The sequence below is a fragment of the Streptomyces sp. XD-27 genome, from assembly GCF_030553055.1.
GTDB lineage: Bacteria > Actinomycetota > Actinomycetes > Streptomycetales > Streptomycetaceae > Streptomyces.
In genome coordinates this window covers 3529356-3551285 of sequence record NZ_CP130713.1, presented here as the reverse complement: position 1 = coordinate 3551285, position 21930 = coordinate 3529356, and the positions used below count along the sequence as shown (strand labels likewise).

Annotated in this window: 22 protein-coding genes and 1 riboswitch; of the genes, 13 read left to right on the top strand and 9 right to left on the bottom strand. The window is 73.1% G+C overall.

Annotated elements, in window-relative coordinates:
- Positions 1 to 99 precede the first annotated feature (99 nt).
- Complete coding sequence (locus Q3Y56_RS15070) at positions 100 to 1032, bottom strand: SIS domain-containing protein (RefSeq protein WP_304462444.1); 933 nt, start codon at positions 1030 to 1032, stop codon at positions 100 to 102.
- 346 nt (positions 1033 to 1378) lie between these two features.
- Here Q3Y56_RS15070 and Q3Y56_RS15065 point away from each other — a divergent pair, with 346 nt between their 5' ends.
- From Q3Y56_RS15065 to Q3Y56_RS15055, 3 genes are all read left to right on the top strand, one after another.
- Entirely contained in the window at positions 1379 to 2602 is a 1224-nt protein-coding gene (locus tag Q3Y56_RS15065) for an extracellular solute-binding protein (protein WP_304462443.1), read from the top strand.
- Between the two features lie 250 nt (positions 2603 to 2852).
- Positions 2853 to 3119, top strand: a complete 267-nt coding sequence (locus Q3Y56_RS15060) for a DUF3263 domain-containing protein (protein ID WP_304462442.1) — start codon at positions 2853 to 2855, stop codon at positions 3117 to 3119.
- 295 nt (positions 3120 to 3414) lie between these two features.
- The gene (locus tag Q3Y56_RS15055) at positions 3415 to 4311 is read left to right on the top strand and encodes a trehalose-phosphatase (protein ID WP_304462441.1); all 897 of its coding nucleotides are present in this window, start codon (positions 3415 to 3417) and stop codon (positions 4309 to 4311) included.
- A 200-nt stretch (positions 4312 to 4511) separates the two neighbouring features.
- Here the strand turns inward: Q3Y56_RS15055 and Q3Y56_RS15050 are convergent, their stop codons facing one another.
- From Q3Y56_RS15050 to Q3Y56_RS15040, 3 genes are all read right to left on the bottom strand, one after another.
- Positions 4512 to 5357: an endonuclease/exonuclease/phosphatase family protein gene (locus Q3Y56_RS15050; protein WP_304465619.1), complete on the bottom strand. Its 846-nt coding sequence runs from the start codon at positions 5355 to 5357 to the stop codon at positions 4512 to 4514.
- A gap of 227 nt (positions 5358 to 5584) precedes the next feature.
- Positions 5585 to 7045: a trehalose-6-phosphate synthase gene (locus Q3Y56_RS15045; RefSeq protein ID WP_304462440.1), complete on the bottom strand. Its 1461-nt coding sequence runs from the start codon at positions 7043 to 7045 to the stop codon at positions 5585 to 5587.
- 185 nt (positions 7046 to 7230) lie between these two features.
- Complete coding sequence (locus Q3Y56_RS15040; RefSeq protein ID WP_304462439.1) at positions 7231 to 8274, bottom strand: glucosyl-3-phosphoglycerate synthase; 1044 nt, start codon at positions 8272 to 8274, stop codon at positions 7231 to 7233.
- Positions 8275 to 8459: 185 nt separating this feature from the next.
- Positions 8460 to 8603, top strand: a riboswitch (SAM riboswitch).
- Positions 8604 to 8620: 17 nt separating this feature from the next.
- On the opposite strand from Q3Y56_RS15040, the gene thrC reads away from it, so the two are divergent.
- The 4 genes from thrC (at position 8621) to groL (ending at position 12810) form a co-directional block, all read left to right on the top strand.
- Positions 8621 to 9925, top strand: a complete 1305-nt coding sequence (gene thrC / locus Q3Y56_RS15035; RefSeq protein WP_304462438.1) for a threonine synthase — start codon at positions 8621 to 8623, stop codon at positions 9923 to 9925.
- 54 nt (positions 9926 to 9979) lie between these two features.
- Positions 9980 to 10255, top strand: coding sequence for a MoaD/ThiS family protein (locus Q3Y56_RS15030; RefSeq protein WP_304462437.1), 276 nt, complete (start codon positions 9980 to 9982; stop codon positions 10253 to 10255).
- A 420-nt stretch (positions 10256 to 10675) separates the two neighbouring features.
- Complete coding sequence (locus tag Q3Y56_RS15025; protein WP_004929928.1) at positions 10676 to 10879, top strand: cold-shock protein; 204 nt, start codon at positions 10676 to 10678, stop codon at positions 10877 to 10879.
- Positions 10880 to 11187: 308 nt separating this feature from the next.
- The gene (groL, locus tag Q3Y56_RS15020; RefSeq protein ID WP_304462436.1) at positions 11188 to 12810 is read left to right on the top strand and encodes a chaperonin GroEL; all 1623 of its coding nucleotides are present in this window, start codon (positions 11188 to 11190) and stop codon (positions 12808 to 12810) included.
- 459 nt (positions 12811 to 13269) lie between these two features.
- On the opposite strand, the gene Q3Y56_RS15015 is transcribed toward groL, so the two are convergent.
- Positions 13270 to 13995 (bottom strand): SDR family oxidoreductase, encoded by a 726-nt coding sequence (locus Q3Y56_RS15015; RefSeq protein ID WP_304462435.1) that lies wholly within the window; start codon positions 13993 to 13995, stop codon positions 13270 to 13272.
- A gap of 105 nt (positions 13996 to 14100) precedes the next feature.
- Between Q3Y56_RS15015 and Q3Y56_RS15010 the strand changes: the two genes are divergently transcribed.
- A complete protein-coding gene (locus tag Q3Y56_RS15010; protein WP_304465618.1) occupies positions 14101 to 14940 on the top strand; it encodes a LysR family transcriptional regulator in 840 nt (279 codons plus the stop codon).
- A gap of 103 nt (positions 14941 to 15043) precedes the next feature.
- Here Q3Y56_RS15010 and murQ read toward each other — a convergent pair whose 3' ends face one another.
- Positions 15044 to 16012 carry an N-acetylmuramic acid 6-phosphate etherase gene (murQ, locus tag Q3Y56_RS15005; protein WP_304462434.1) on the bottom strand — a complete coding sequence of 323 codons (969 nt, stop codon included), beginning with the start codon at positions 16010 to 16012 and terminating at the stop codon, positions 15044 to 15046.
- A gap of 89 nt (positions 16013 to 16101) precedes the next feature.
- Positions 16102 to 17088, bottom strand: coding sequence for a MurR/RpiR family transcriptional regulator (locus Q3Y56_RS15000; RefSeq protein WP_304462433.1), 987 nt, complete (start codon positions 17086 to 17088; stop codon positions 16102 to 16104).
- Positions 17089 to 17152: 64 nt separating this feature from the next.
- Here Q3Y56_RS15000 and Q3Y56_RS14995 point away from each other — a divergent pair, with 64 nt between their 5' ends.
- Both Q3Y56_RS14995 and Q3Y56_RS14990 read left to right on the top strand, forming a co-directional pair.
- Entirely contained in the window at positions 17153 to 17524 is a 372-nt protein-coding gene (locus Q3Y56_RS14995) for a hypothetical protein (protein WP_304462432.1), read from the top strand.
- Positions 17524 to 17823 carry a DUF4031 domain-containing protein gene (locus tag Q3Y56_RS14990; protein ID WP_304462431.1) on the top strand — a complete coding sequence of 100 codons (300 nt, stop codon included), beginning with the start codon at positions 17524 to 17526 and terminating at the stop codon, positions 17821 to 17823. Before Q3Y56_RS14995 ends, Q3Y56_RS14990 begins: the two co-directional genes overlap by 1 nt.
- 70 nt (positions 17824 to 17893) lie before the next feature.
- Here the strand turns inward: Q3Y56_RS14990 and Q3Y56_RS14985 are convergent, their stop codons facing one another.
- Together Q3Y56_RS14985 and Q3Y56_RS14980 are read right to left on the bottom strand one after the other, a co-directional pair.
- Positions 17894 to 19135 carry a Cmx/CmrA family chloramphenicol efflux MFS transporter gene (locus Q3Y56_RS14985; protein ID WP_304462430.1) on the bottom strand — a complete coding sequence of 414 codons (1242 nt, stop codon included), beginning with the start codon at positions 19133 to 19135 and terminating at the stop codon, positions 17894 to 17896.
- Between the two features lie 107 nt (positions 19136 to 19242).
- On the bottom strand, positions 19243 to 19908 hold the full coding sequence (locus Q3Y56_RS14980; protein ID WP_304462429.1) for a hypothetical protein: 666 nt from the start codon (positions 19906 to 19908) through the stop codon (positions 19243 to 19245).
- Between the two features lie 171 nt (positions 19909 to 20079).
- Here Q3Y56_RS14980 and Q3Y56_RS14975 point away from each other — a divergent pair, with 171 nt between their 5' ends.
- The 3 genes from Q3Y56_RS14975 (at position 20080) to Q3Y56_RS14965 (ending at position 21930) form a co-directional block, all read left to right on the top strand.
- Entirely contained in the window at positions 20080 to 20832 is a 753-nt protein-coding gene (locus Q3Y56_RS14975; protein WP_304462428.1) for a copper homeostasis protein CutC, read from the top strand.
- A gap of 65 nt (positions 20833 to 20897) precedes the next feature.
- A complete protein-coding gene (locus Q3Y56_RS14970) occupies positions 20898 to 21587 on the top strand; it encodes a sensor domain-containing protein (protein ID WP_304462427.1) in 690 nt (229 codons plus the stop codon).
- 121 nt (positions 21588 to 21708) lie between these two features.
- Positions 21709 to 21930, top strand: coding sequence for a hypothetical protein (locus Q3Y56_RS14965; protein ID WP_304462426.1), 222 nt, complete (start codon positions 21709 to 21711; stop codon positions 21928 to 21930).

Below are 21930 nucleotides of genomic sequence, written 5' to 3'. Positions count from 1 at the left end.
GCCTGATCTGCGGGCGCGCTGCGTGGTGCCCAGCGGGCCGGAGGCACCGACACCGACGTGCGGCTCCGCCGAGTGGTCGGCCGCCCCGGCCCGAACCGCCTACCCGCCGAGGATCACGCTCCGCGTGAGGTTGCGGGGTCGGTCCGGGTCGTAGCCCCTGGCCTCCGCCACCGCGACCGCCAGCCGCTGCGCCCGTACGAGGTCCGCCATCGGGTCCAGCCCGTCCGGCGTCGCGGAGTCCGCCAGCAGCACGCCGCCGGTCCGTGCCACGTCGCCCGCCAGCCCCTCCGGCAGCGGTCCGAACGTCCACACCACCCGCCCCGGGCCCGTGATGGAGATCGGCCCGTGCCGGTACTCCATCGCCGGGTACGACTCCGTCCACGCGCCCGCCGCCTCGCGCATCTTCAGGCCCGCCTCCTGCGCCAGCCCGTACGTCCAGCCGCGCCCCAGGAACGTCCACTGCTCCGCGCCCGGCGCCGCCTCCGGCAGTGGTTCGGCGACCGCCGCCGCCGCGTCCGCCGCCGCCTCCGCCACGCTCTTCACGCCCTGCGGCAGCGGCCCGTGCGCCTCCAGCCCCGCGCGCAGCAGCGCCAGCGCCGTCGTCGCGAAGCGCGTCTGGACCACCGACGTCTCGTCCGCCCAGTCCAGTACGGCGACGTCGTCCGCCGCGTCCATGACCGGCGTCTTGGGGTCGCCGGTGAGCGCGGTCGTGGCGGGGCGGGCCGGTCCGCCGCGCAGCGCGGCCAGCAGCTCCAGTACCTCCGTCGTGGTGCCCGACCGGGTGATCGCCACCACCCGGTCGTACGAGCGCCCCGCCGGGAACTCCGACGCGGGATACGCGTCCGTCTCGCCCTGGCCCGCGGCCTCGCGCAGCGCCGCGTACGCCTGGGCCATGAACCACGACGTGCCGCAACCGGTGATCGCCACCCGTTCGCCGGGCAGCGGCAGTCCGCGCGCCGTGGCCGCGGCCCGCGCCGCCCGCCGCCAGCAGTCGGGCTGGGTGGCCAGTTCCTGTGCGGTGAGCGAGGTCATATGACTGCCTCCTGGCGACGAGGTGTGCCCCGGCGTGCCGGTCCGTACGGTGGTGCGGGGCAAGGGAGTTGGCAGGGAGCTGGTGCGGGCCCGGCGCCGGGGTGGGGCCCCGCCCGGGACGTGGATAGCAGGCGTCCGCGCGGCAGGGGAAGCCCGATGCGGAAGTGATACCCGTCATGGTGTAGACCTTGTGAGGGTTTGCGGGGAGACTCGCAGCTCATATCGAGGCTCCGGAACAGGAGCCTCCGGTTACAGGCACGATGCGTACGAACACGTAGGGCGGTTGGCGGCTGTGCAGCGGCGGAGGTTCCTGAATCTGACGGCGGCGGGTTGCGCCACGGCGGCGATGACGCCCGCCCTGACCGCCTGCGGAAACGATTCCGGCTCGGGCAAGACGACGCTCAAGCTGGTCGCGGCCGACTACGGCGACAACACCACCAACACCTCCCAGCGGTACTGGGACCGGGTGACGGTCGCCTTCGAGGCCGAGCATCCCGACCTCAGGATCGATGTCAAGGTCTACAGCTGGACCGAGGTCGACCGGAAGGTCGCCGAGATGGTCAAGGCGGGCGACGCCCCCGACCTGGCGCAGATAGGCGCGTACGCCGACTACGCCGCCGCCGGCAAGCTCTACCGCGCCGACCAGCTGCTCTCCATCCCCACCCAGGCGAGCTTCGTGCCGTCCATCGCGCAGGCGGGCAAGGTGCGGCGCGTCCTGTACGGCCTGCCGTTCGTCGCCAGCTCCCGGCTGCTCTTCTACAACAAGAAGCTCTTCGCCAAGGCGGGCATCGCCGAGGCCCCCACCACGTGGGAGGAGCTGCAGGCGGCCGCGGAGAAGCTCAAGAGCAGCGGCGTGAAGATCCCGTACGGGCTGCCGCTCGGCCCCGAGGAGGCCCCGGCCGAGACCATGCTGTGGATGCTCAGCGGCGGAGGCGGCTACACCGACAGCAACGGCAGCTACGTCCTCGACTCGCCCGAGAACATCAAGACCTTCGAGTGGCTGCGGGACGAACTGGTCGCCAAGGGTCTCACCGGCTCCCGGACCCCCGGCCGGGTCAACCGCCAGGACCTCTTCGACGCCTTCACCCGCGGCGAGGTCGGCATGCTCAACGGCCACCCCACGCTGATGAAGCAGGCGGAGGGCCGCGGCATCGACTACGACACGGCACCGTTGCCCACCATGGACGGGAAGCCCAAGTCGACCATGGGCGTCGAGGACTGGATGATGGCGTTCAAGCAGAACGGCCACCAGGAGGAGATCGGCCGCTTCCTGAACTACGTCTACAACGAAGAGAACGTCCTGGACTTCGCCAGCCGCTACGACCTGCTGCCGGTGACGACCGCCGCGTCCCAGGCGATGCGCGACGACCGCGAGTTCAAGCGGCTGTGGAAGTTCCTCGACCAGATGGAGCGGGCGGAGTTCTACCCCGCGGACAAGACGTCGTGGGCGAGCGTCAGCAAGGCGCTGAAGAAGAACATCGGCGCGACGGTGGCGGAGGGCGGCGACCCGATGAGCGTGCTCGGCGAGCTCCAGCGGGAGGCGGACGCCGCGGAGAGCTCGGCGCGGTAACCCGGCCCTGCGGCCCTGCGGCCCTGCGGCCCTGCGGCCCTGCGGCCCTGCGGCCCTGCGGCCCTGCGGCCCTGCGGCCCTGCGGCCCTGCGGCCCTGCGGCCCTGCGGCCCTGCGGCCCTGCGGCCCTGCGGCCCTGCGGCCTGGGCGGGGTCGGGGAACGGACCGCCCGCCCCGGTGGGGAAGGGCACCCCGGTGGGGAAGGGCACCCCGGTGGGGAACGGAGCCGCCCCGGTGGCAAGGTGGAGAACGTGACCGCACCCCCGAACCAACCGCCCCAGCCGGGCGGCGACGACGGCCTGTCCGACCGGGACCGGGCCGTCCTCGCCATGGAGCGCCGCGGCTGGCCCGGCCCGGGGGCGAAGGAGCGCGCGATACGTGAGCGCCTGGGGATGTCCCCGACCCGCTACTACCAGCTCCTGAACGCCCTCCTCGACGACCCGCGCGCACTGGCGCACGACGCGGTCACGGTGAACCGCCTGCGCCGGGTCCGGGAGGAACGCCGCGCGCGACGGTGAGGGAGGGCGCCTGGCCGTCCGGCGGACGAGCGCTGCGGTCCTGCACGGGCGCCGGGAAGGGCACGGACCGCCCCCGCACGGCGCCTGCTCGGCACGGCGCCCGCACCCGCACGGCGCCCGCACCCGCACGGCGCCCGCACCCGCACGGCGCCCGCTCCGTACGGCGCACGTGCCTCCCCGGTCGACACGGCGCCCGCACCGGACGGCGCCCGCGTCGTACGACGCCGCACGTCCCTCCGCGCTCCGTGTGGCGCGAACCCGCACCTGCCCGTTCCCGCGCGGGTAGGGTCGCCGCATGGGCAGCAGCCACCCTCTTCCCGTCCCTGCCACCCCCGCCGGCCGCGACGGTCTCGCCGCGCTGCTGGCGCGGCCGGAGAAGGCCGTCGTCGCCGTGGACTTCGACGGCACGCTGGCCGACATCGTCCCCGACCCCGAGCAGGCCCGCGCGCACCCCGGTGCCGTGCCCGCGCTCGCCCGGCTCGCCCCGCGCCTCCTCTCCCTCGCGGTGATCACCGGCCGCCCGGCCGAGGTCGCGGTGCGGTACGGGGGCTTCGCCGGGGTGCCGGGGCTGGAGCACCTCGTCGTCCTCGGCCACTACGGCGTCGAACGCTGGGACGCGGTCAGTGGCTCCGTCACCGCGCCCGCCCCGCATCCGGGGGTCGCGGCGGCGCGGGCGGAGCTGCCGGAGGTACTGGAGGCACTGACGGTGCTGGACGGTGCCGAGGCGGGGCCCGGCAGCTCGGCCGAGGCGAGCCACGGCACCGAGGCGGCGTTCATCGAGGACAAGGGCGGCCGCGCCGTCGCCGTCCACACCCGCCGCGCCGCCGACCCGCAGGCGGCCTTCGAGACCCTGCGCGAGCCGCTGCACCGGCTCGCCGAACGCCACGGCCTGATCGTCGAACCGGGCCGCATGGTGCTGGAGCTGCGCCCGCCGGGCACGGACAAGGGCGCCGCGCTGCGCGACTACGTACGGGAGTCGGGCGCCGAGACCGTGCTGTACGCCGGGGACGACCTCGGCGACCTGGCGGCGTTCGCGGCGGTGGAGAGGCTCCGGTCGGAGGGGCTGCCCGGGGTGCTGGTGTGCAGCGGCAGCAGCGAGGTGACCGCGCTGGCGGACCGCGCGGACCTGATCGTCGACGGCCCGGCGGGTGTGGTGGCCCTGGTGACATCCCTCGCGGACGCCGTCGCCTGACGCAGCCCTGCCACCCGCGTGCCTCGCCGGGCCGCCACCTTGCCTGGCCGCACCCTGATGGGCCTGTGCCTGGCTCGCCTTTGGGGGGCCTGGCGGCGGAGCCCCCAGTTTCGGGAAGGGGCGGGACAGGGGAATCCGCTCGGACGCGGTTCAGCCAGGCGGACGTCGTACCGAGCCGGACGACCGGCGGGGCGCGTGACCTACGCCGGCGCCAGGTCCGCGACCACCGCCGCGTGGTCCGACGGCCAGACCCCCGCCACCGGGGCGTCCCCGGCACGGCGCACCGCGCGGACCCGGCCGAGGCCGTCCGGGCCGGGCAGGCCGACGTGGACGTAGTCGATCCGGGCACTGGGCTCGAAGCTCTCGGCCACGTGCGGGTTCGCGCGGTCCCAGGTGGCCGCCGGTGCCGCCGGGTCCGCGTACTCCCAGGCGTCCACCAGCACCTGGCCCGGCAGGGCGGGTGCGGTGCGGTGGCCGCCGAGCAGCCGGATCTCGTCCGAGTCCGGCCGCGCGTTGAAGTCACCGGTCACCACCGGCGGGAAGTCCGTGCCGCCCCGGTGGTCGGCGACGAACCGCGCCAGCGCGGCCACCTGCGCGCACCGCACCGCCGACTCGTGCACGGCGTGGTTCAGATGCGCCGTGAAGAACGGCACCGGTGCGCCGGGTGCGTCGATACGGGCGTACAGCGCGAGGCGGCCCTCGTCCTCGCCGCCCGCCGTCGGCAGGGTCAGCACCGCGCGGTCCGCGATCGGCCACCGGCTGAGCACCGCGTTGCCGACCTCGGCCGTCTCCGCGGCCCCGTCCGCGATCCGCTTCCGCCACCGGCCCGGCACCTTCGACGACGCCCACGTCCAGGTCCACTCGTCGTCCAGGTCCCGGGACAGGCGCCGGGCGAGCCACTCCGCCAGGTTCTCGTCGCCGCGCGCCCACACCTCCTGGAGGCCGATCACATCCGGGCGCGCGTCGCGCAGCACGGCCGCGATCGCCTCGCGCCGCCGCTCCCACGCGCCGAACAGCCACCACACGTTCCAGGTCAGCACCCTCAGCACCGGCGGCCCGCCCGCGGCCGCACCCGGCTCCGTACTCACCGCCGTGGCCCGCTCCGAACCCGGCTCCGCCGCCGGACTCGGCGCCGCCGCCCGCCCCAGGCCCCGCCCAGTGCCCCGCTCCGCAGCCGAACCCGGCGCACCCCGCTCCGCAGCCGAACCCGCCGAACCCAGCTCCGCCGTCCGGCCCCGCCCCGCTGCCCGTACCCCGTCGTACGACGACGTGCTCACGGCTCGTCCAGCGCCCGCAGCTGCGCCAGGAACCACTGCTGCGGCGGCAGTGCCGTGGCCGCCGCCGCGAGCCGCTTCGTCCGCTCGGCGCGTTCTCCCTCCGGCATCGCCAGCGCCTCGTGCAGCGCCCGCGCCGTCGCCTCCACGTCGTAGGGATTCACCACCAGCGCGTCCCCGCCCAGCTCCGCGAACGCGCCCGCCTCCCGGGACAGCACCAGCGCGCAGCCCGCCTCCGAGACGACCGGGACCTCCTTGGCGACCAGGTTCATGCCGTCCCGGATCGGATTGACCAGCGCCACGTCCGCCAGCCGGTACGCGGCCAGCGAGCGCGCGAAGTCGTCCTTCACGTGCAGGACGACCGGCCGCCAGTCCGCCGTCCCGTACGCGGCGTTGATCTCCTCGGCGACCCGCCGCACCTGCGCGGTGTAGTCGCGGTAGATCGCCAGGTCCTGCCGCGAGGGGTAGGCGAAGGCCACGTGCACGACGCGGCCGTGCCACTCGGGGCGGGTGTCCAGTAGGCGCCGGTAGGCCAGCAGGCCGCGGACGATGTTCTTGGACAGCTCGGTGCGGTCCACCCGCACGATGCTCTTGCGCCCCGCCCCGATCTGCTCCCGCAGCCCGGCCAGCCGCTCGTCCACGTCCGCCGCCCGCGACCGCCGCCGCAGGAACTCCGCGTCGGCGCCCAGGCCGTGGACGCCGAGCCGGGTGGCGTGCCCCGCGTCGCGCACCACGGGCTCCGGACCGCCGCGCACCACCTCCGCGCCGAGCACGGCCGAACAGCAGTCGGCGAACGCAGCCGCCCAGCGCTCGGTGAGGAACGCGGCCCGGTCGCCGCCGAGGATGCCGCGCAGCAGCCGCGCCGCGATGTCGTCGGGCAGCAGCCGGAAGTAGTCCGGCGGCGCCCACGGGGTGTGCGAGAAGTGCCCGATCCGCAGGTCCGGCCGCCGCTCGCGCAGCAGGCCCGGGACGAGCGCCAGGTGGTAGTCCTGCACGAGCACGGCGGCGCCGTCGGCCGCCTCCTGGGCGAGTGCGTCGGCGAAGGCGGTGTTGTACGTCTCGTACGCCGCCCAGTGGGCCCGGAACCGTTCGTCGAAGACGGGGGTGAACGGGGTCTGGTAGAGGAGGTGGTGGACGAACCACAGCACCGAGTTCGCGACGTCGTTGTACGCGGCCGCGAAGACGTCGGGCGCGATGTCCAGCATCCGCACCCGCCGGCCGCCGGTGTCGGCGGGGTCCAGATGCCCGCCGTGCGCCTGCCGTACGGCCTGCCGGTCGCCGTCGCCGAGGGCCGCGCAGACCCATACGGCATCGGCGTCGGGGCCGATGGCGCTGAGCCCGGAGACCAGCCCACCACCGCCGCGCCGGGCGGCGAGCGAACCGTCCTCGCGAGGAGCGTAGGAGACCGGGCCGCGGTTGGACGCGACGAGGACCTGGGCGCCTGAGCGGTCGGGGGCCATGTCGCGAGCCTAGCCCTACGCTGTCGCGCGCAAACGTGAGCCGGATCTCTTGCCCCCGCCGGCGGTATCCCGACCGAGCGCTCCGGCCGCGGCCGCCCCGGCGAACGGACGACGGGCCGGCGGACAGGACCCCCGGGGGCAGGCGGGAGCCATGCCGGCGAACCCCGCCCCGGCGAGGGGACCGGCTACGCCGCGCGGCGGCTCGCGTACTCCGGGATGTCGCGCATCGGCGGCCGCTCCTCCGTGTCCACCGCCGACGTACGCGGCACGAATCCGCCCTCCCCCCGGTCGAACTGCGTCAGCCGCGCCCGCATCAGGGGCCCGCGCGCCATGTGGCCGCGGGTCAGGCGCAGTTGCGCCGTGCGGTAGATCGCCGCCGCCATCCGGCCCAGGGCCTGGCTGTCCTGGTGGCGGTGCTTGCGGACGCCCACGTCCACCTGGGCCAGCGCGTCCAGCCCCACCGTGTGCAGCGCGTCGACCAGGAGGCCCAGCTCGACCCCGTACCCGACCGGGAAGGGCAGCCGCTCCAGGAGGGAGCGGCGGGCCGCGTACTCCCCGCCGAGCGGCTGGACGAAGCCCGCCAGCTGCGGCCAGTGCAGATTCAGCAGCGGCCGGGCCACGAGCTCGGTGACCCTGCCGCCCTGGCCGGGCGCCGTCCGACCGGATGCGGTCCCGTCGGACGCCGCGCTCCCGTCGGGCGCCACGGTCCCGTCGGGCGCGGCGCTCCCGTCGGACAGCGTCAGGGGGCGCTCGTACATCGCCTTGACGAAGTCCACGTCCGGCTCCGTGAGCAGCGGGCCGACGATCCCCGAGACGAAGTCCGCCGAGAAGTCCTTGAGGTCGGCGTCGATGAAGCAGACGATGTCGCCCTCGGTGGCGAACAGCCCCCGCCACAGCACCTCGCCCTTGCCGGGCAGTGCCGGTATCCGGGGGAGTATCGCGTCCCGGTGGATCACCCGCGCCCCGGCGGCCGCCGCGACCTGCGACGTACGGTCGGTGGAGCCGGAGTCGACCACGACCAGCTCGTCGACCAGCGGCACCGCCTCGGACATCAGCTCGCCGCGGATGGCGCGGACGATCGCGCCGACCGTCGCCTCCTCGTTGAGCGCGGGCAGCACGACGCTGACCGTGCCGCCGCCGGCGCGTTTGGCGGCCAGGAGCTGGTCGAGCGGTCGGTCGGCCGCGGTCCAGGACCGCCGGGCCAGCCAGCGCTCCACCTCTTCCAGCACGTGAACGACTCCCTGTCCTGTCCGGCCCTGCTGCCGCGGGCCCGGCTGCCTCGTTGATCCATCTCGCGCTTCGGACGACCATCTCAAGCGTCCGAGGCTTCGGTTACAGTCTTGAACAACGTGGACGGCCCTCGCATGCCGGGGTCGGTCCGCCGACAAACGCCTGGGTCAACCCAGCGCCATACCGCTCATCCAGAGGGGCAGAGGGATACGGCCCGTTGAAGCCCCGGCAACCCTCCAGCCGGTCTCGCACATCCGTGGCGAGGCTCCCGGCTAGGGAAGGTGCCAATTCCGTCTCGTGGCGAAACTCGCCCCGAGGAAGATGAGGAGAAAGGGCCTCGCCTCCATGGCTGTGCAATCCGTCGAAACCTCCACCGCCTCGACCGCCACCCCTGTCTCGCTCGGCCCCGCCGTCGCCCTGTCCTGCCGCGAGTGCGGAGAGCGCTTCGCGCTCGGGCCGATCTTCGCCTGCGAGGTGTGTTTCGGGCCGCTCGAAGTCGCCTACGACCTGCCGAGCGGCGGGCCCAGTCAAGCGGAAGACCTGCGGAAGCGGATCGAGGCCGGGCCGAACAGCATCTGGCGGTACGCCCCGCTGCTGCCGGTCCCCGCGGACGTCGCGGACAAGCCGAACCTGAACCCCGGCTTCACCAAGCTGGTCAAGGCCGACAACCTCGCCCGCGAGCTCGGCATCACCGGAGCCCTGCACATCAAGGACGACTCCGGCAACCCGACCCACTCCTTCAAGGACCGGGTCGTGGCCATCGCCGTCGAGGCCGCCCGCGCCTTCGGCTTCACCACCCTGTCCTGCTCCTCCACCGGCAACCTGGCCGGCGCCGTCGGCGCCGCCGCCGCCCGCGCCGGGTTCCGCTCCTGCGTGTTCATCCCGCACGACCTGGAGGCGGGCAAGGTCGTCATGGCCGCCGTCTACGGCGGTGACCTGGTCGGCATCGAGGGCACGTACGACGACGTGAACCGCTTCTGCTCGGAGCTGATCGGCGACCCGCTCGGCGAGGGCTGGGGCTTCGTCAACGTCAACCTGCGCCCGTACTACGGCGAGGGCTCCAAGACCCTGGCCTACGAGATCTGCGAGCAGCTCGGCTGGGAGCTGCCCGACCAGATCGTCATCCCGATCGCCTCCGGCTCCCAGCTCACCAAGATCGACAAGGGCCTCAAGGAGCTGATCCAGCTCGGGCTGGTCGCCGACAAGCCGTACAAGATCTTCGGCGCCCAGGCCGAGGGCTGCTCCCCGGTCTCGCGCGCCTTCAAGGACGGCCATGACGTCGTACGGCCGGTCAAGCCCGCCACGATCGCCAAGTCGCTGGCCATCGGCAACCCGGCGGACGGCCCGTACGTGCTGGACATCGCGCGCCGTACCGGCGGCGCGGTGGAGGACGTGACCGACGAGCAGATCGTCGACGCCATCAAGCTGCTGGCCCGCACGGAGGGCATCTTCGCGGAGACCGCGGGCGGGGTGACCGTCGGCGTGACGCGCAAGCTCATCGAGACCGGTCAGCTCGACCCGGCGCTGACCACCGTGGTCCTGAACACCGGCGACGGCCTCAAGACGCTGGACGCCGTGGCCCCGACCACCGGCCCGACGGCGACGATCCGCCCGAGCCTGGACGCGTTCCGCGCCGCCGGCCTGGCCTGACGTCCGCCCGGCCCGAAGTCCGCCGCCAACCCGTTCTCACCGAAGGTGCCCCGCATGAGTGTCAACGTCCGCATCCCCACCATCCTCCGCACGTACACCGGAGGGCAGGCCGAGGTGACCGCCGAGGGCGCGAACCTGGCCGAGGTCATCGCGTCGCTGGAGGAGAGCCACCCGGGCATCGCCGCCCGCGTCCTGGACGACCAGGGCAGGCTGCGCCGCTTCGTCAACGTCTACGTGAACGACGACGACGTGCGCTTCGAGGGCGGCCTGGAGGCGCCCACGCCGGACGGCGCCGGGGTCTCCATCATCCCGGCCGTCGCCGGAGGCTGACGACCGTTCGCCGCGTCTCTTAACAGCACACATACGGAATCACCCCGTCCTGATAAAAGCGGACGGGGTGATTCCGCGTTCTGAACCGCGATACGCTGTGCGCGAATCCTCGTCCGGCACCGTGCCGATCGCATATGAGAACTCGTCAAGTTGTGCGCGAATGGTGAGCGCGAATTGCCGGGTTGGTGCGTCATGTCCGGCCCGACTTGCCCTGGATCTCCCGGAATTCTCCACATATCAACGTTCGCCCGCGTCCTGAATTCTCGTCCGATTGACCTGTTGCGCTGGGCATTGGGACAGATACATTCAGCGGCGGTCGACGCGTTCCGGCGCACACCTCCCACTGACCGTGGGGGTGAGGTCTGACCCGGGTCCGCGGAGTGCGGTCCTGTGCAAGGGCCAGTAATAGGGGAGTTAGGAATGGCTCAGGGCACCGTCAAGTGGTTCAACGCGGAGAAGGGGTACGGCTTCATCGCGGTCGACGGTGGTGCGGATGTGTTCGTCCACTACAGCGCGATCCAGATGGACGGCTACCGCACCCTTGAGGAGGGCCAGCGAGTTGAGTTCGAGATCTCGCAGGGCCAGAAGGGGCCGCAGGCGGACATGGTCCGGTTGTCGGCCTGAACGCCGAGACGCAGACCGCTGACGTCAGCGTACGGAAGGGCCCGCGCTTCCAGGGGAGCGCGGGCCCTTCCGCGTTCCCGGAGCGGGTCGCCCGGGCGGGGCGTCCGCCCCCGATTGGCTTGCACTCTCGGGGGGCGAGTGCTAATCATTGGCGTTAGCACTCTGGCAGTGAGAGTGACAACTATGGACCGGGTCGGTGAGGCCCGCAGGCCCGGCGGGGCAAGGAACCGCAGGGGCAGGCAGGCCGTCCGTCGCGGGCGCCAGCGCGGTCCGGAGCAATCCACCCCAGTCCTGGGAGGACCACTTCTATGGCCAAGATCATCGCGTTCGACGAGGAGGCGCGGCGAGGCCTCGAGCGCGGCATGAACCAGCTCGCGGACGCCGTCAAGGTGACCCTCGGCCCCAAGGGCCGCAACGTCGTCCTCGAGAAGAAGTGGGGCGCCCCCACGATCACCAACGATGGTGTCTCCATCGCCAAGGAGATCGAGCTCGAGGACCCGTACGAGAAGATCGGCGCCGAGCTGGTCAAGGAGGTCGCGAAGAAGACGGACGACGTCGCCGGTGACGGCACGACGACCGCGACCGTCCTCGCCCAGGCGCTGGTCAAGGAGGGCCTCCGCAACGTCGCCGCGGGCGCCAACCCGATGGCCCTCAAGCGCGGTATCGAGAAGGCCGTCGAGGCCGTCTCCGCCGCCCTGCTGGAGCAGGCCAAGGACGTGGAGACCAAGGAGCAGATCGCCTCCACCGCCTCCATCTCCGCCGCCGACACCCAGATCGGCGAGCTCATCGCCGAGGCCATGGACAAGGTCGGCAAGGAAGGCGTCATCACCGTCGAGGAGTCGCAGACCTTCGGTCTCGAGCTGGAGCTCACCGAGGGCATGCGCTTCGACAAGGGCTACATCTCCCCGTACTTCGCGACGGACATGGAGCGTATGGAGGCGTCCCTGGACGACCCGTACATCCTGATCGTCAACTCCAAGATCTCCAGCGTGAAGGACCTCCTGCCGCTGCTGGAGAAGGTCATGCAGTCCGGCAAGCCGCTGCTGATCATCGCCGAGGACATCGAGGGCGAGGCCCTGGCGACCCTGGTCGTCAACAAGATCCGCGGCACCTTCAAGTCCGTCGCCGTCAAGGCCCCGGGCTTCGGCGACCGCCGCAAGGCCATGCTCGGCGACATCGCCATCCTCACCGGTGGCACCGTGATCTCCGAGGAGGTCGGCCTCAAGCTGGAGAGCGCCGGCATCGACCTGCTCGGCCGCGCCCGCAAGGTCACCGTCACCAAGGACGAGACCACCATCGTGGACGGCGCCGGTGACGCCGACCAGGTGCAGGGCCGCGTGAACCAGATCCGCGCCGAGATCGAGAACTCCGACTCGGACTACGACCGCGAGAAGCTCCAGGAGCGCCTCGCGAAGCTGGCCGGCGGCGTGGCCGTCATCAAGGCCGGCGCCGCCACCGAGGTGGAGCTCAAGGAGCGCAAGCACCGCATCGAGGACGCGGTGCGCAACGCCAAGGCCGCCGTCGAGGAGGGCATCGTCGCCGGTGGTGGCGTGGCCCTGCTCCAGGCGTCCCAGGTCTTCGAGAAGCTGGAGCTGGACGGCGACGAGGCCACCGGTGCCAACGCCGTGAAGCTGGCCCTGGAGGCCCCGCTGAAGCAGATCGCCGTCAACGGTGGTCTCGAGGGCGGCGTCGTCGTGGAGAAGGTCCGCAACCTCGCTGTCGGCCACGGCCTGAACGCCGCGACCGGTGAGTACGTGGACATGATCGCCGAGGGCATCATCGACCCGGCCAAGGTGACCCGCTCCGCGCTGCAGAACGCCGCGTCGATCGCCGCGCTGTTCCTCACCACCGAGGCCGTCATCGCCGACAAGCCGGAGAAGGCCGCCGCGGCCGCTCCGGGCGGCATGCCGGGCGGTGACATGGACTTCTGATCGACATCTGTCGGTCTACGTCCTGAGCAAGCCCTGGGGCGGCATCCTCGTGGAGGATGCCGCCCCAGTGGCGTTTCTGCGACCTGGGATGCTTCCGTGGTCCGGGGGTCCAGCGGCCTGGGACGCTTCCGTGGTCCAGTACTCCAGCTGACGTTCGAGATTTGTCATTCGGCGACGGCGAGCAGGTGCGCGATCTCTCGTCCAGGTGCAGGTACGCCCACTGATACCAGCGCGGTCCCTTGGCACCGGCCCCGGCGCTGCGGGTCTGCCAGCAGTACTCGGGCAGGCCGGCCGCGGCGCACCGGGCCGGGTCGTCCGCCCAGGACCGCGGAACGTACAGCTCGCGGTCCACGAACGCCGCCCCGCACGTCGTCCCGGACCCCGTCGTGATCCCACGCGCCGCGCGACAAGAGCCGGCCGGCCACCCGCCCGCTGGACTACCAGGGGCCGGTGAGCCTGTCACCAGGGCACTGTTCCACCGTCGTCGAAGAATCCGCCGGTCGGTCCGTCGTCGGGCAGGGTCGCGAGGTGAATCGCGATCGCCGCGCCCTGGTGGGGAGTGCGGACGCCCTGGAAGCCGTTGAGGTCGGTGGCGGTGAAGCCGGGACAGCCGGAGTTGATCAGGATGTTGGTGTCGCTCAGTTCCTTGGCATATTGGACGGTGACGGCGTTGAGGAAGGTCTTGGACGCCAAGTACGCAGCGGGAATCGGGCCCATGTCGATGGCGGGCGTGGTCTGCAGGATGAGCGAGCCGACGCTGCTGGACATGTTCACGATCCGCGGCGATGCCGAGCCGCGCAGCATGGGCAGCATCGCGTTGGTGACGCGGATGACCCCGATCACGTTGGTTTCCACGACGACTCGTACGGTCGCGGGATCGACCGTGGTGGGCGTCTGCGGCATACCGCCGGTGATCGCGGCGTTGTTGACCAGGACGTCGAGCCCTCCGGCGCGGTCGGCAATCAGCTCGGCCGCGGCGGCCACACTTGCGTCGTCTGTCACGTCGAGCGGAACGCCGAACGCGTCGGTCCCGGCTGCGCGCAGCTTCTCCACCGCGGTGTCGCGGCGCTGTTGATCCCGCGCGCCCACGCCGATTCGCCAGCCGAGGGAGCCCAGGCCCGCCGCGATCTCGTATCCGATTCCCTTGTTCGCACCGGTCACCAGCGCGATCGTCTGTTCACTCACGTCATCAAGCGTGGTGCGGACTCGGGTGGGACGTCCAAGACCGACTGGGTGGGCGGTGATACCGCACGGATATCGGTCGTGGTGAGCGCCGGATACGATGACGCGGTGGAGACGCGGGAGCTACGATACTTCGTCGCCGTCGCGGAGGAGTTGCACTTCGGGCGGGCGGCGCAGCGGCTCGCCATGGCGCAACCACCGCTGTCGCGGGCGATCCAGCAGCTCGAGCGGCGGCTCGGAGTGGTTCTGCTGCACCGCACTGCTCGCGCAGTCGCCTTGACCGAGGCCGGGTCGGTGCTTCTGCGGGAGGCCCGGGCCGCACTCGACGCGGTCGAAGCCGCCGAGCGCCGCACCCGCCGCGCAGCTGCCGAACCGCCCGGTGTGGTGCTGGCCACGAAAGCCGGAGCGTCCAGCGAACTGTTGTCGAAGCTGCTGGACGCCTACGCCGCCGAGCCCGGCGCGGTCGCCGTCGAGGTGATGCTGTGCGGGCCCGGCGAGCAGGAAAGGCTGCTGCGCGACGGGCGTGCCGACGTTGCTCTGCTCCAGCGGCCCTTCGACACGACGGCCGGACTCGACACCGAGGACCTGCACACCGAACAGCAGGTCGTGGTCCTGCCCGCGGGGCACCCCTTGGCCAACCGACCCCATATGTCGATAGCCGAGGTCACCACCCTGACGGACCTGCCCCTGCCACGCTGGCCTCGACGGGGCGGGGGCTATCCGGACGGACCTGGCCCGCAGGTGCGCGACCACACCCAGCTGTTCCAGCTGATCGCGCTCGGACGGGCCTGCGCGGTCGTGCCCGAGTCCCTCCGAGCCCACCTGCGCGACGATCATGCGACGGTGCCGGTGCCGGACGCACCGGCTGTCACGACCGTCATCGCCTGGCCACCACACAGCAGATCCAAAGCCGTCGCCGACCTCGTCCGCACCGCGACACGCCTCTAGCCAACGGCAAGAGCGGGTAGCCGGAGGATCGGTGTCAAACGTGGGTGCCAAAGATCCCCTACCGTGATCGATATGGGGGTAGGGGGGCAGCGGCCTGGGGTGTTCAGCGGTCCGCGGCCGTCCCCGCCGCCCCGGCCGCCGCCAGCGCCGCACGCAGATGGCCCTGGGAGTCGGCCAGCAGGCGGTTCGCCGTCGCGGCGTCCACGTCCGCGAGGATCGTGAGGATGGCCGGTTTGACCTCGCCGTCGGTGGCGGTGAGGGCGCCCTCGATGATCTTGTCGTCCGCGCCCGTGGCGAGGCGGACGATCCGCCGGGAGCGGGCCCGCAGCTTGTCGTTGGAGGCCCGTACGTCGACCATCAGGTTCCCGTAGGTCTTGCCCAGCCGGATCATGGTGATGGTCGAGAGCATGTTGAGGACGAGCTTCTGGGCCGTGCCGGCCTTGAGCCGGGTGGAGCCGGTGAGCAGCTCGGGCCCGACGACGATCTCGATGCCGTGGTCGGCGGCCGCGGCCAGCGCCGAGCCCGCGTTGCAGGACAGCCCGATGGTCAGCGCGCCCCGGCGCCGGGCGTGCTCGACCGCGCCGACGGCGTACGGCGTGCGGCCGGAGGCGGAGACCCCGACGACGGTGTCGCGCGCGGTGACGGCCACGGCGTCGAGGTCGGCGGCGGCCAGCTTCTTGCTGTCCTCCGCGCCCTCGACCGAGGTGACCATGGCCTCGGGGCCGCCCGCGATGAGCCCCTGGACCTGGCCGGGGGTGGTGTTGAAGGTGGGCGGGCACTCGCTCGCGTCGAGGACGCCGAGCCGCCCCGCGGTGCCCGCGCCCGCGTAGAGCAGCCGTCCGCCGTCCGCCATCCGGGCGGCGGTGCCGTCGATGGCGGCGGCGATCCGCGGCAGCTGGGCGGCGACGGCGGCGGGCACGCCCGCGTCCTCGGCGTTCATGATGCGGGCGATCTCGACCGTCTCCAGGCGGTCGATGTCGGCCAGTTCGGGTCGGAACGCCTCGGTGGTCAGGGCGTCGAGCTGGGTGCGCAGGTCGTGGTGGTCGGGGGTGGGGGTGGGGGTGGCAGGCATGACGCGGCGGCTCTCTCCGGTGCTGTTGAAGGTGTCAGCGGCGGTACGGGTCCGGTGCGGTCTGTCGTTCCGGTGCTGTCTGTCGGGGGTCAGCGGCGGGTACGGGGGACGTGCCGGTGGGCCAGCGCCTCGTAGGAGGCGGACAGGGCGGGGGCCGCGGACTCGTACGTCCGTTGCGCGACCCCGATGAACAGGCAGTCCACCACCAGCAGCTGGCTGGTCCGGCTGGACATGGCGGCCGGGCGCAGCTCGCTCTCGCGGGCGGTGGAGGTGGTCAGGACGTGGTCCGCGTAGGCGGCCACCTCGCCGTCCGGGCGCCCGGTGATCGCCACCGTCGTGGCGCCGTGCTCGAAGGCGACGCGCAGCGGTTCGATGACGTCGGTGGTGCGGCCGGAGTGGGTGATGGCGACGGCCACGTCCCCGGCGCGCAGCTGGACGGCGTTGGTGACCGCCAGGTGCGGGTCGCCGGGCGCGTGCGCGATCAACCCGATGCGCAGCAGCTTCTGTACGAGGTCCTGGCCGACGAGGTGGGAGGCGCCGATGCCGTACACGTCGATCCGGCGAGCGGCGGCGAGTGCGGTGACGGCGGCTTCGAGCTGGCCGGTGTCGAGGACGGCGGCGGTGTCGGCGAGGCACTGCCGTTCTTCCTCGGCGAGCTTGGCGACCACGTCGGCGATCGGGTCGTCGACCGCGATGTCGGCGGTGACGGCGGGGGCCCGCCCGGCCGCCTGCTGGGCGGCGAGGGCGGCCAGCGCCAGGCGCAGGTCGCGGTAGCCGGGGTAGCCCAGCAGCCGGGCGGTGCGGACCACCGTGGCCTCGCTGGTGCCGGTGCGCGCGGCCAGGCCGGTGACGGTGAGTGCGGCGCACCCGGCCGGATCGCCGGCCACGGCTTCGGCGACGCGCTGCATGGAGCGGGTCATGGAGGGGGCGAGGGTGCGGACTTTGGCGGCGAGCGCGGCGGGTGGCGTGGGGGGAGCGGCGGCAGCGGGGGTCGCGGCGGCAGTGCGGGTCGCGGCGGAGGCAGCGGGCGGGGCGGCACCCGCCTGAGGGAAAGTTTCCTTCAGAGGACTGGCCATCTATGAAAAGTATTTTCGGACTTCGGGGGGCGTCAACCCGCCGAGCCGCGTGACAATGATCTGTATGGAGCTGGAACAGGCACTGCACGCGGCGCGGGCCCTGGTGCTCGCCGACCTCGCGGCGGGCCAGGTCGCCCAGGCCGACATCGTCTCGCTGGTCGAGGACGCGATAGCGCACCGCCGGTGGTGGGTCGAGCAGTGGCCTGAGGGCGCCGCGTATGTGGCGGGCCTGGTGGCCCAGGACGTTCAGGACGCCCTGCTGGAGCGGTACGGGCGCTGGCCGCTGTGCCCGGTGTGTGTGGAAGGCGGCGACCCGCACGCGCTGGACGTCGAACCGGAGCTGGGGCCCGACCCGCACTGGGTGTGCGGGAAAACGGCGGTCGCGGTGGCCCGGGTCGGCTCGCTGGGCGCCGCACCCGGGATGGTGAACAGCTGATGGTCTGCTACATCGACCCTCCCGTCTGGCCGGGCCACGGCCGGATGTGGTCGCACCTGGTCAGCGACGTCTCGTACGAGGAACTGCACGCCTTCGCCGACCGCATCGGGGCCCCGCGCCGGGGCTTCGAGCGGGACCACTACGACGTACCGAGCGAGCTGTACGGGGAAGCGGTGCGCGCGGGGGCGGTGGAGGTCGAGAGCAGGGAGCTGGTCCGGAAGCTGGTCTCGGCGGGCCTGCGGCGGCCGCGCTACCAGCGGCCGAACGGCGAGTCTCCGGAGGAGCCGGGGCACGGCTGAGCCGCGGCCGCGTAGGTGACCGTAACCGCGTACGTCACGGTGACGGTGTGCCTTACCGCGGCCGCGTACGTCACCGCACGGGGACCGCCGCCGGCGCCGGGGAAGCGGCCGCCGGTGCCTGGGAGGTGGCCGTCGGCGCCTGGGAGGTGGTGGCTGCCTCCGTGCGCCGGTGCAGCCGGGAGGCGAGGGCGGTCGTGCCGATCGCGGCCGCGGCGAGCGCGGCGGACGTCCAGGCCACCGCCGGGTAACCCCAGCCCGCCCCGATGACCAGGCCGCCGAGCCACGGCCCGAGCGTGTTGCCGATGTTGAAGGCGGAGGTGGTGGTCGCACCGGCGAGGGTGGGCGCGGCACCGGCGACGTTGAACATCCGGGCGTTGAGCGCGGGCGCCGTGGTGAACGCGGCGACCCCGAGCAGCAGCGACAGGCCCACCGCCGGCACGGCGTGGCGCGCGGCCAGGGCGAGGAGGGCCAGCACGGCGGCGGTGGCCGCGATGCCCCCGTACATCGTGCCGAAGGGACGGGCGTCGGCGATCCGCCCGCCCAGTGCCGTACCGATCAGCGCGCCGACGCCGAAGAGCGCGAGCACGGTCGGCACCCAGCTCTCGGCCAGCCCGGCGACATCGGTCAGCAGTGGCGCGAGGTAGGAGAAGAGCGAGAAGACGGCCGCGGCGTTGAGCGCGGTGGTGGCCAGCGCGAGCCACACCTGCGGGTCGCGGTAGATCCGCAGCTCGGCCCGGAGCCGCGGCCGGTCCTCGCCGGTGGGTACCTCCGTACGGGGGACGAGCGCCGCCACACCGACGAGGCCGAGCACGGACAGCGCGGCCACCGCCCAGAACGCGGCCCGCCACCCCGCGTGCTGCCCGAGCAGCGCGCCCGCGGGCACCCCCGCGATGTTCGCGATGCTCAGCCCGCCGACCATCACCGCCATGGCCCGCGCCCGCGAGGTCGGCGGCACCAGCGACACGGCGACCGCCGCGCCGACGGCCCAGAACCCGGCACACGCGAGCGCGCTGACGACCCGCGACGCGAACAGCACCGCGTACGTCGGGGCCAGCGCCCCGGCCACCTGCCCGAGCCCGAAGACGCCGAGCAGCGCGATGAGCGTCGTGCGGCGGGGCAGCCGGAGCGTCGCGGCGGCGAGCAGCGGGGCGCCCACCACCATGCCGATGGCGAACGCGGAGACCAGCAGCCCGGCCTGCGGGATGGAGACCCCCATGTCCCGGGCGAGCGGCTGGAGCAGCCCGGAGAGCATGAACTCGGAGGTGCCGAGGGCGAAGACGGACAGACCAAGGACGTACACGGCGACGGGCATGTCAGGTGCCAACGCGGGATGTGGTGCCGGCATTCCGCGTGATGGTGTGAGTCAGGTCTTGAGGGCCGTCGGAGAACGAGAACCGGACGAGAACTGAACGGGAACTGTCAGATCGTCAGCAGCTCCAGCTCGGTGGTGATGTTGTAGCGGGCGGTGCGCTCCCAGTGCTGCCGCCCGTACGGGGTGCGGAAGATCCGGGGCAGGGCGAGGAGCTGTCGCAGCACCGCCGAGCGGCCCTCGCGGAAGGCGTCGTGCGGTACGAAGCCGTACTCCTGGCGGACGGCGGCCGCGTACGTGGCGTACTGCTGCGGGGAGCCGGCCAGTACCGCCAGATCCGCGTCGCACAGGGCCTCGCCGTTGGTGTCGCCCGGGTCCGGGTCGTGGCTGAGGGTGAGGAGGACCAGGCGGCTCACCTCGCGGACGCGCGGCTCGGGGAGCGCGGCCTCGGTGAGGGCGCGCTCGGCGAGGCGGGCGCTGCGCTCCTCGTTGGTGGAGCGTTCGGGGAGGTAGACGGCGTCGTGGAACCAGGCGGCGAGGCGGACGGTGTCGGGTTCGGCGGCGTGCGCGGACAGGATGTCGATGCGGTCGAGGACGGCCAGCAGGTGCGTGGTGGTGTGGTAGTGCCGCTGGGGTTCGGCCCAGCGGGTGAGCAGGTCCTCGCCGTACGGGCGGGGGTCCGGGCCCGGCTCGCCGTCGCGGGCGCTGTTCAGCAGGTCGGTCCAGCGGGCGAGGAGCGCCTCGTGGGCGGGGTGGCGGGGGTGGGGCGTGGCCATGAAGTCATTGTTCCGCTGCCGGGGGCCCGCCGGTGCGGCTTTGCGGGCTCGTTGTGCGGTGCGGGCTTGTTGTGCGGCCTCGGCCGTTCGGGTGTTCGCCGAGGTGGGGCTGTTGTTCGCCGAGGTGGGGCTGTGTTCCCGTGCGCGTGCGAGTATGGCAGGCTGTGGTACATGTCTAGACCAATTCTCGAGGTGATCGCGCTCGACGCGGAGGACGCCGTCGCGGCGCAGGCCGGTGGGGCGGACCGCCTCGAACTGGTCACCGACATGGCCGCCGACGGCCTCACCCCGCGCCGCGAGACCTTCGCGGCGATCCGTGCCGCCGTGGACCTCCCGCTGCGCGTCATGCTGCGCGCCACCGACGGCTTCGCGGCGGGTGGCGCCGCGGCCCTCGACGCGCTGTGCGGGGCGGCGCGGGAGCTGCGCGAGGAGGGGGCGGACGAGTTCGTCCTCGGCTTCCTGACCCTCGACGGGCAGCCGGATCTGGCGGCGCTCACGGCGCTGACCGAGGCCATCGGAGCCGGCGCGCACGGCGGCGACAGCCGGTGGACGTTCCACCGCGCCATCGACCGCGCCGCGGCCCGCGACGCGCTGCGCAAGCAGGTCGCGGACCTGCCGGGCCTGGACACGTACCTCACGGCGGGCTCGGCGGCCGGTGTGGACGACGGGATGCCGACCCTCCTGGCGGAGGCGGCGCGGGGCGCGGAGCGGCCGGAGCCGGAGCCCGGCTACGCGCCCCGGATCATGGCGGGCGGCGGCCTCCGCCTGGACCACCTGCCCGCGCTGCGCGCGGCCGGGGTCGACGCCTTCCACATCGGCGGAGCGAGCCGCCCGGCGGGCTGGTCGGGCCCGGTCGACGCGGCGGCGGTACGGGAGTGGCGCGAGGCGTTGGACGCACCCGTCCCGGCCGAGGGGTGGGGCTAGCTCCACCCCGGATCGGCGGGCTGGCCGGATGGGCACGGCCCGCGGGGCGGAGGATCGTTGGGGCCATGACCGAGATGACACCGCCGCTCATGGCGCCGCGCGCCTACGAGCCGACCGCACACGGGGCCGGTGACGTCGGCCGCGTCGGCCGTTTCGGCCGCCAACTGGGCTATCTGCTGGCCGGGTTGCCGGTGGGCATAGCCGCGTTCGTGATCGCGGTGACCGGCTTCACGGCCGGAGCGGCGAGCTTCGCCGTCGTGCTCGGGCTGCCGATCCTGGTCGCGGCCCTGGCCGCCGCGCGCGCCTTCGCCCGAGTGGAGCGCAGACAGGTCGAGGCGGCCACGGGCCGCGCGCTGCCGGCGCACTCCTACCGGCCGCGGGACGGCGGCGCGGGGCCCGCGGCGTGGCTGCGCGCGCTGCGCGATCCGCAGTCCTGGCGCGATCTGGCCCACATGCTGGTGGCCTTCCCGCTTCGGGTCGCGTCCTTCTGCATAGCGCTCACGTGGACGGTCGGCGGCCTCGGTGAGCTGCTCTACGGCGCGTGGTCGTGGTCGATACCGCGCGACGATGACGAGGCGGGGCTGCTGGACCTGATGTTCGGCGTCGATTCCCGGCTGGCCGACATCGCGTTCAACACCGGCATAGGCGTGGTGCTGCTGGCGACGGCGGTTCCGGTCGTGCGCGGCCTCGTGGCGATTCAGGCGGCGCTGGCGCGCGGCCTGCTGACGAACCCGACTGCGGCGCGGACGCGTTGACCATCGCCGCGGCCCTTGCCGCGCCTCCCACCTGGCCCGCTGCATGGCATTCGTCATGACCGCCGCCACCGGGCGGAAATCCGGTACCGGTGGCCGGTTCGCCCGGCTTAGCATCCCGGCCATGCCCCGACCCCATGGATTCACCTACACGCAGCGCGCCGACGGCACCGTTGCCATCACCCATCACAGCCGTGCCGCCGGGACGCTGCGCGGCGCTCGCGCGGAGCAGTTCCTCGCGGAGGCGGCAGCAGGCGATCCGCAGCTGGTGATGGCCCGCTGGACCGGCGCGTACAAGCACGGCAACGAGCGCACGGCGCGGAACCATCCGCGCAATCGCCGCTGA

Bases quoted from the DNA above. Each gene is read 5' to 3' on its own strand.
- Q3Y56_RS15070 (WP_304462444.1), bottom strand. From the start codon at position 1,032: ATGACCTCGCTCACCGCACAGGAACTGGCCACCCAGCCCGACTGCTGG.
- Q3Y56_RS15065 (WP_304462443.1), top strand. From the start codon at position 1,379: ATGACGCCCGCCCTGACCGCCTGCGGAAACGATTCCGGCTCGGGCAAG.
- Q3Y56_RS15055 (WP_304462441.1), top strand. From the start codon at position 3,415: ATGGGCAGCAGCCACCCTCTTCCCGTCCCTGCCACCCCCGCCGGCCGC.
- Q3Y56_RS15045 (WP_304462440.1), bottom strand. From the start codon at position 7,045: ATGGCCCCCGACCGCTCAGGCGCCCAGGTCCTCGTCGCGTCCAACCGC.
- thrC (WP_304462438.1), top strand. From the start codon at position 8,621: ATGGCTGTGCAATCCGTCGAAACCTCCACCGCCTCGACCGCCACCCCT.
- Q3Y56_RS15030 (WP_304462437.1), top strand. From the start codon at position 9,980: ATGAGTGTCAACGTCCGCATCCCCACCATCCTCCGCACGTACACCGGA.
- Q3Y56_RS15025 (WP_004929928.1), top strand. From the start codon at position 10,676: ATGGCTCAGGGCACCGTCAAGTGGTTCAACGCGGAGAAGGGGTACGGC.
- groL (WP_304462436.1), top strand. From the start codon at position 11,188: ATGGCCAAGATCATCGCGTTCGACGAGGAGGCGCGGCGAGGCCTCGAG.
- murQ (WP_304462434.1), bottom strand. From the start codon at position 16,012: ATGCCTGCCACCCCCACCCCCACCCCCGACCACCACGACCTGCGCACC.
- Q3Y56_RS15000 (WP_304462433.1), bottom strand. From the start codon at position 17,088: ATGGCCAGTCCTCTGAAGGAAACTTTCCCTCAGGCGGGTGCCGCCCCG.
- Q3Y56_RS14995 (WP_304462432.1), top strand. From the start codon at position 17,153: ATGGAGCTGGAACAGGCACTGCACGCGGCGCGGGCCCTGGTGCTCGCC.
- Q3Y56_RS14990 (WP_304462431.1), top strand. From the start codon at position 17,524: ATGGTCTGCTACATCGACCCTCCCGTCTGGCCGGGCCACGGCCGGATG.
- Q3Y56_RS14985 (WP_304462430.1), bottom strand. From the start codon at position 19,135: ATGCCCGTCGCCGTGTACGTCCTTGGTCTGTCCGTCTTCGCCCTCGGC.
- Q3Y56_RS14980 (WP_304462429.1), bottom strand. From the start codon at position 19,908: ATGGCCACGCCCCACCCCCGCCACCCCGCCCACGAGGCGCTCCTCGCC.
- Q3Y56_RS14975 (WP_304462428.1), top strand. From the start codon at position 20,080: ATGTCTAGACCAATTCTCGAGGTGATCGCGCTCGACGCGGAGGACGCC.
- Q3Y56_RS14970 (WP_304462427.1), top strand. From the start codon at position 20,898: ATGACCGAGATGACACCGCCGCTCATGGCGCCGCGCGCCTACGAGCCG.
- Q3Y56_RS14965 (WP_304462426.1), top strand. From the start codon at position 21,709: ATGCCCCGACCCCATGGATTCACCTACACGCAGCGCGCCGACGGCACC.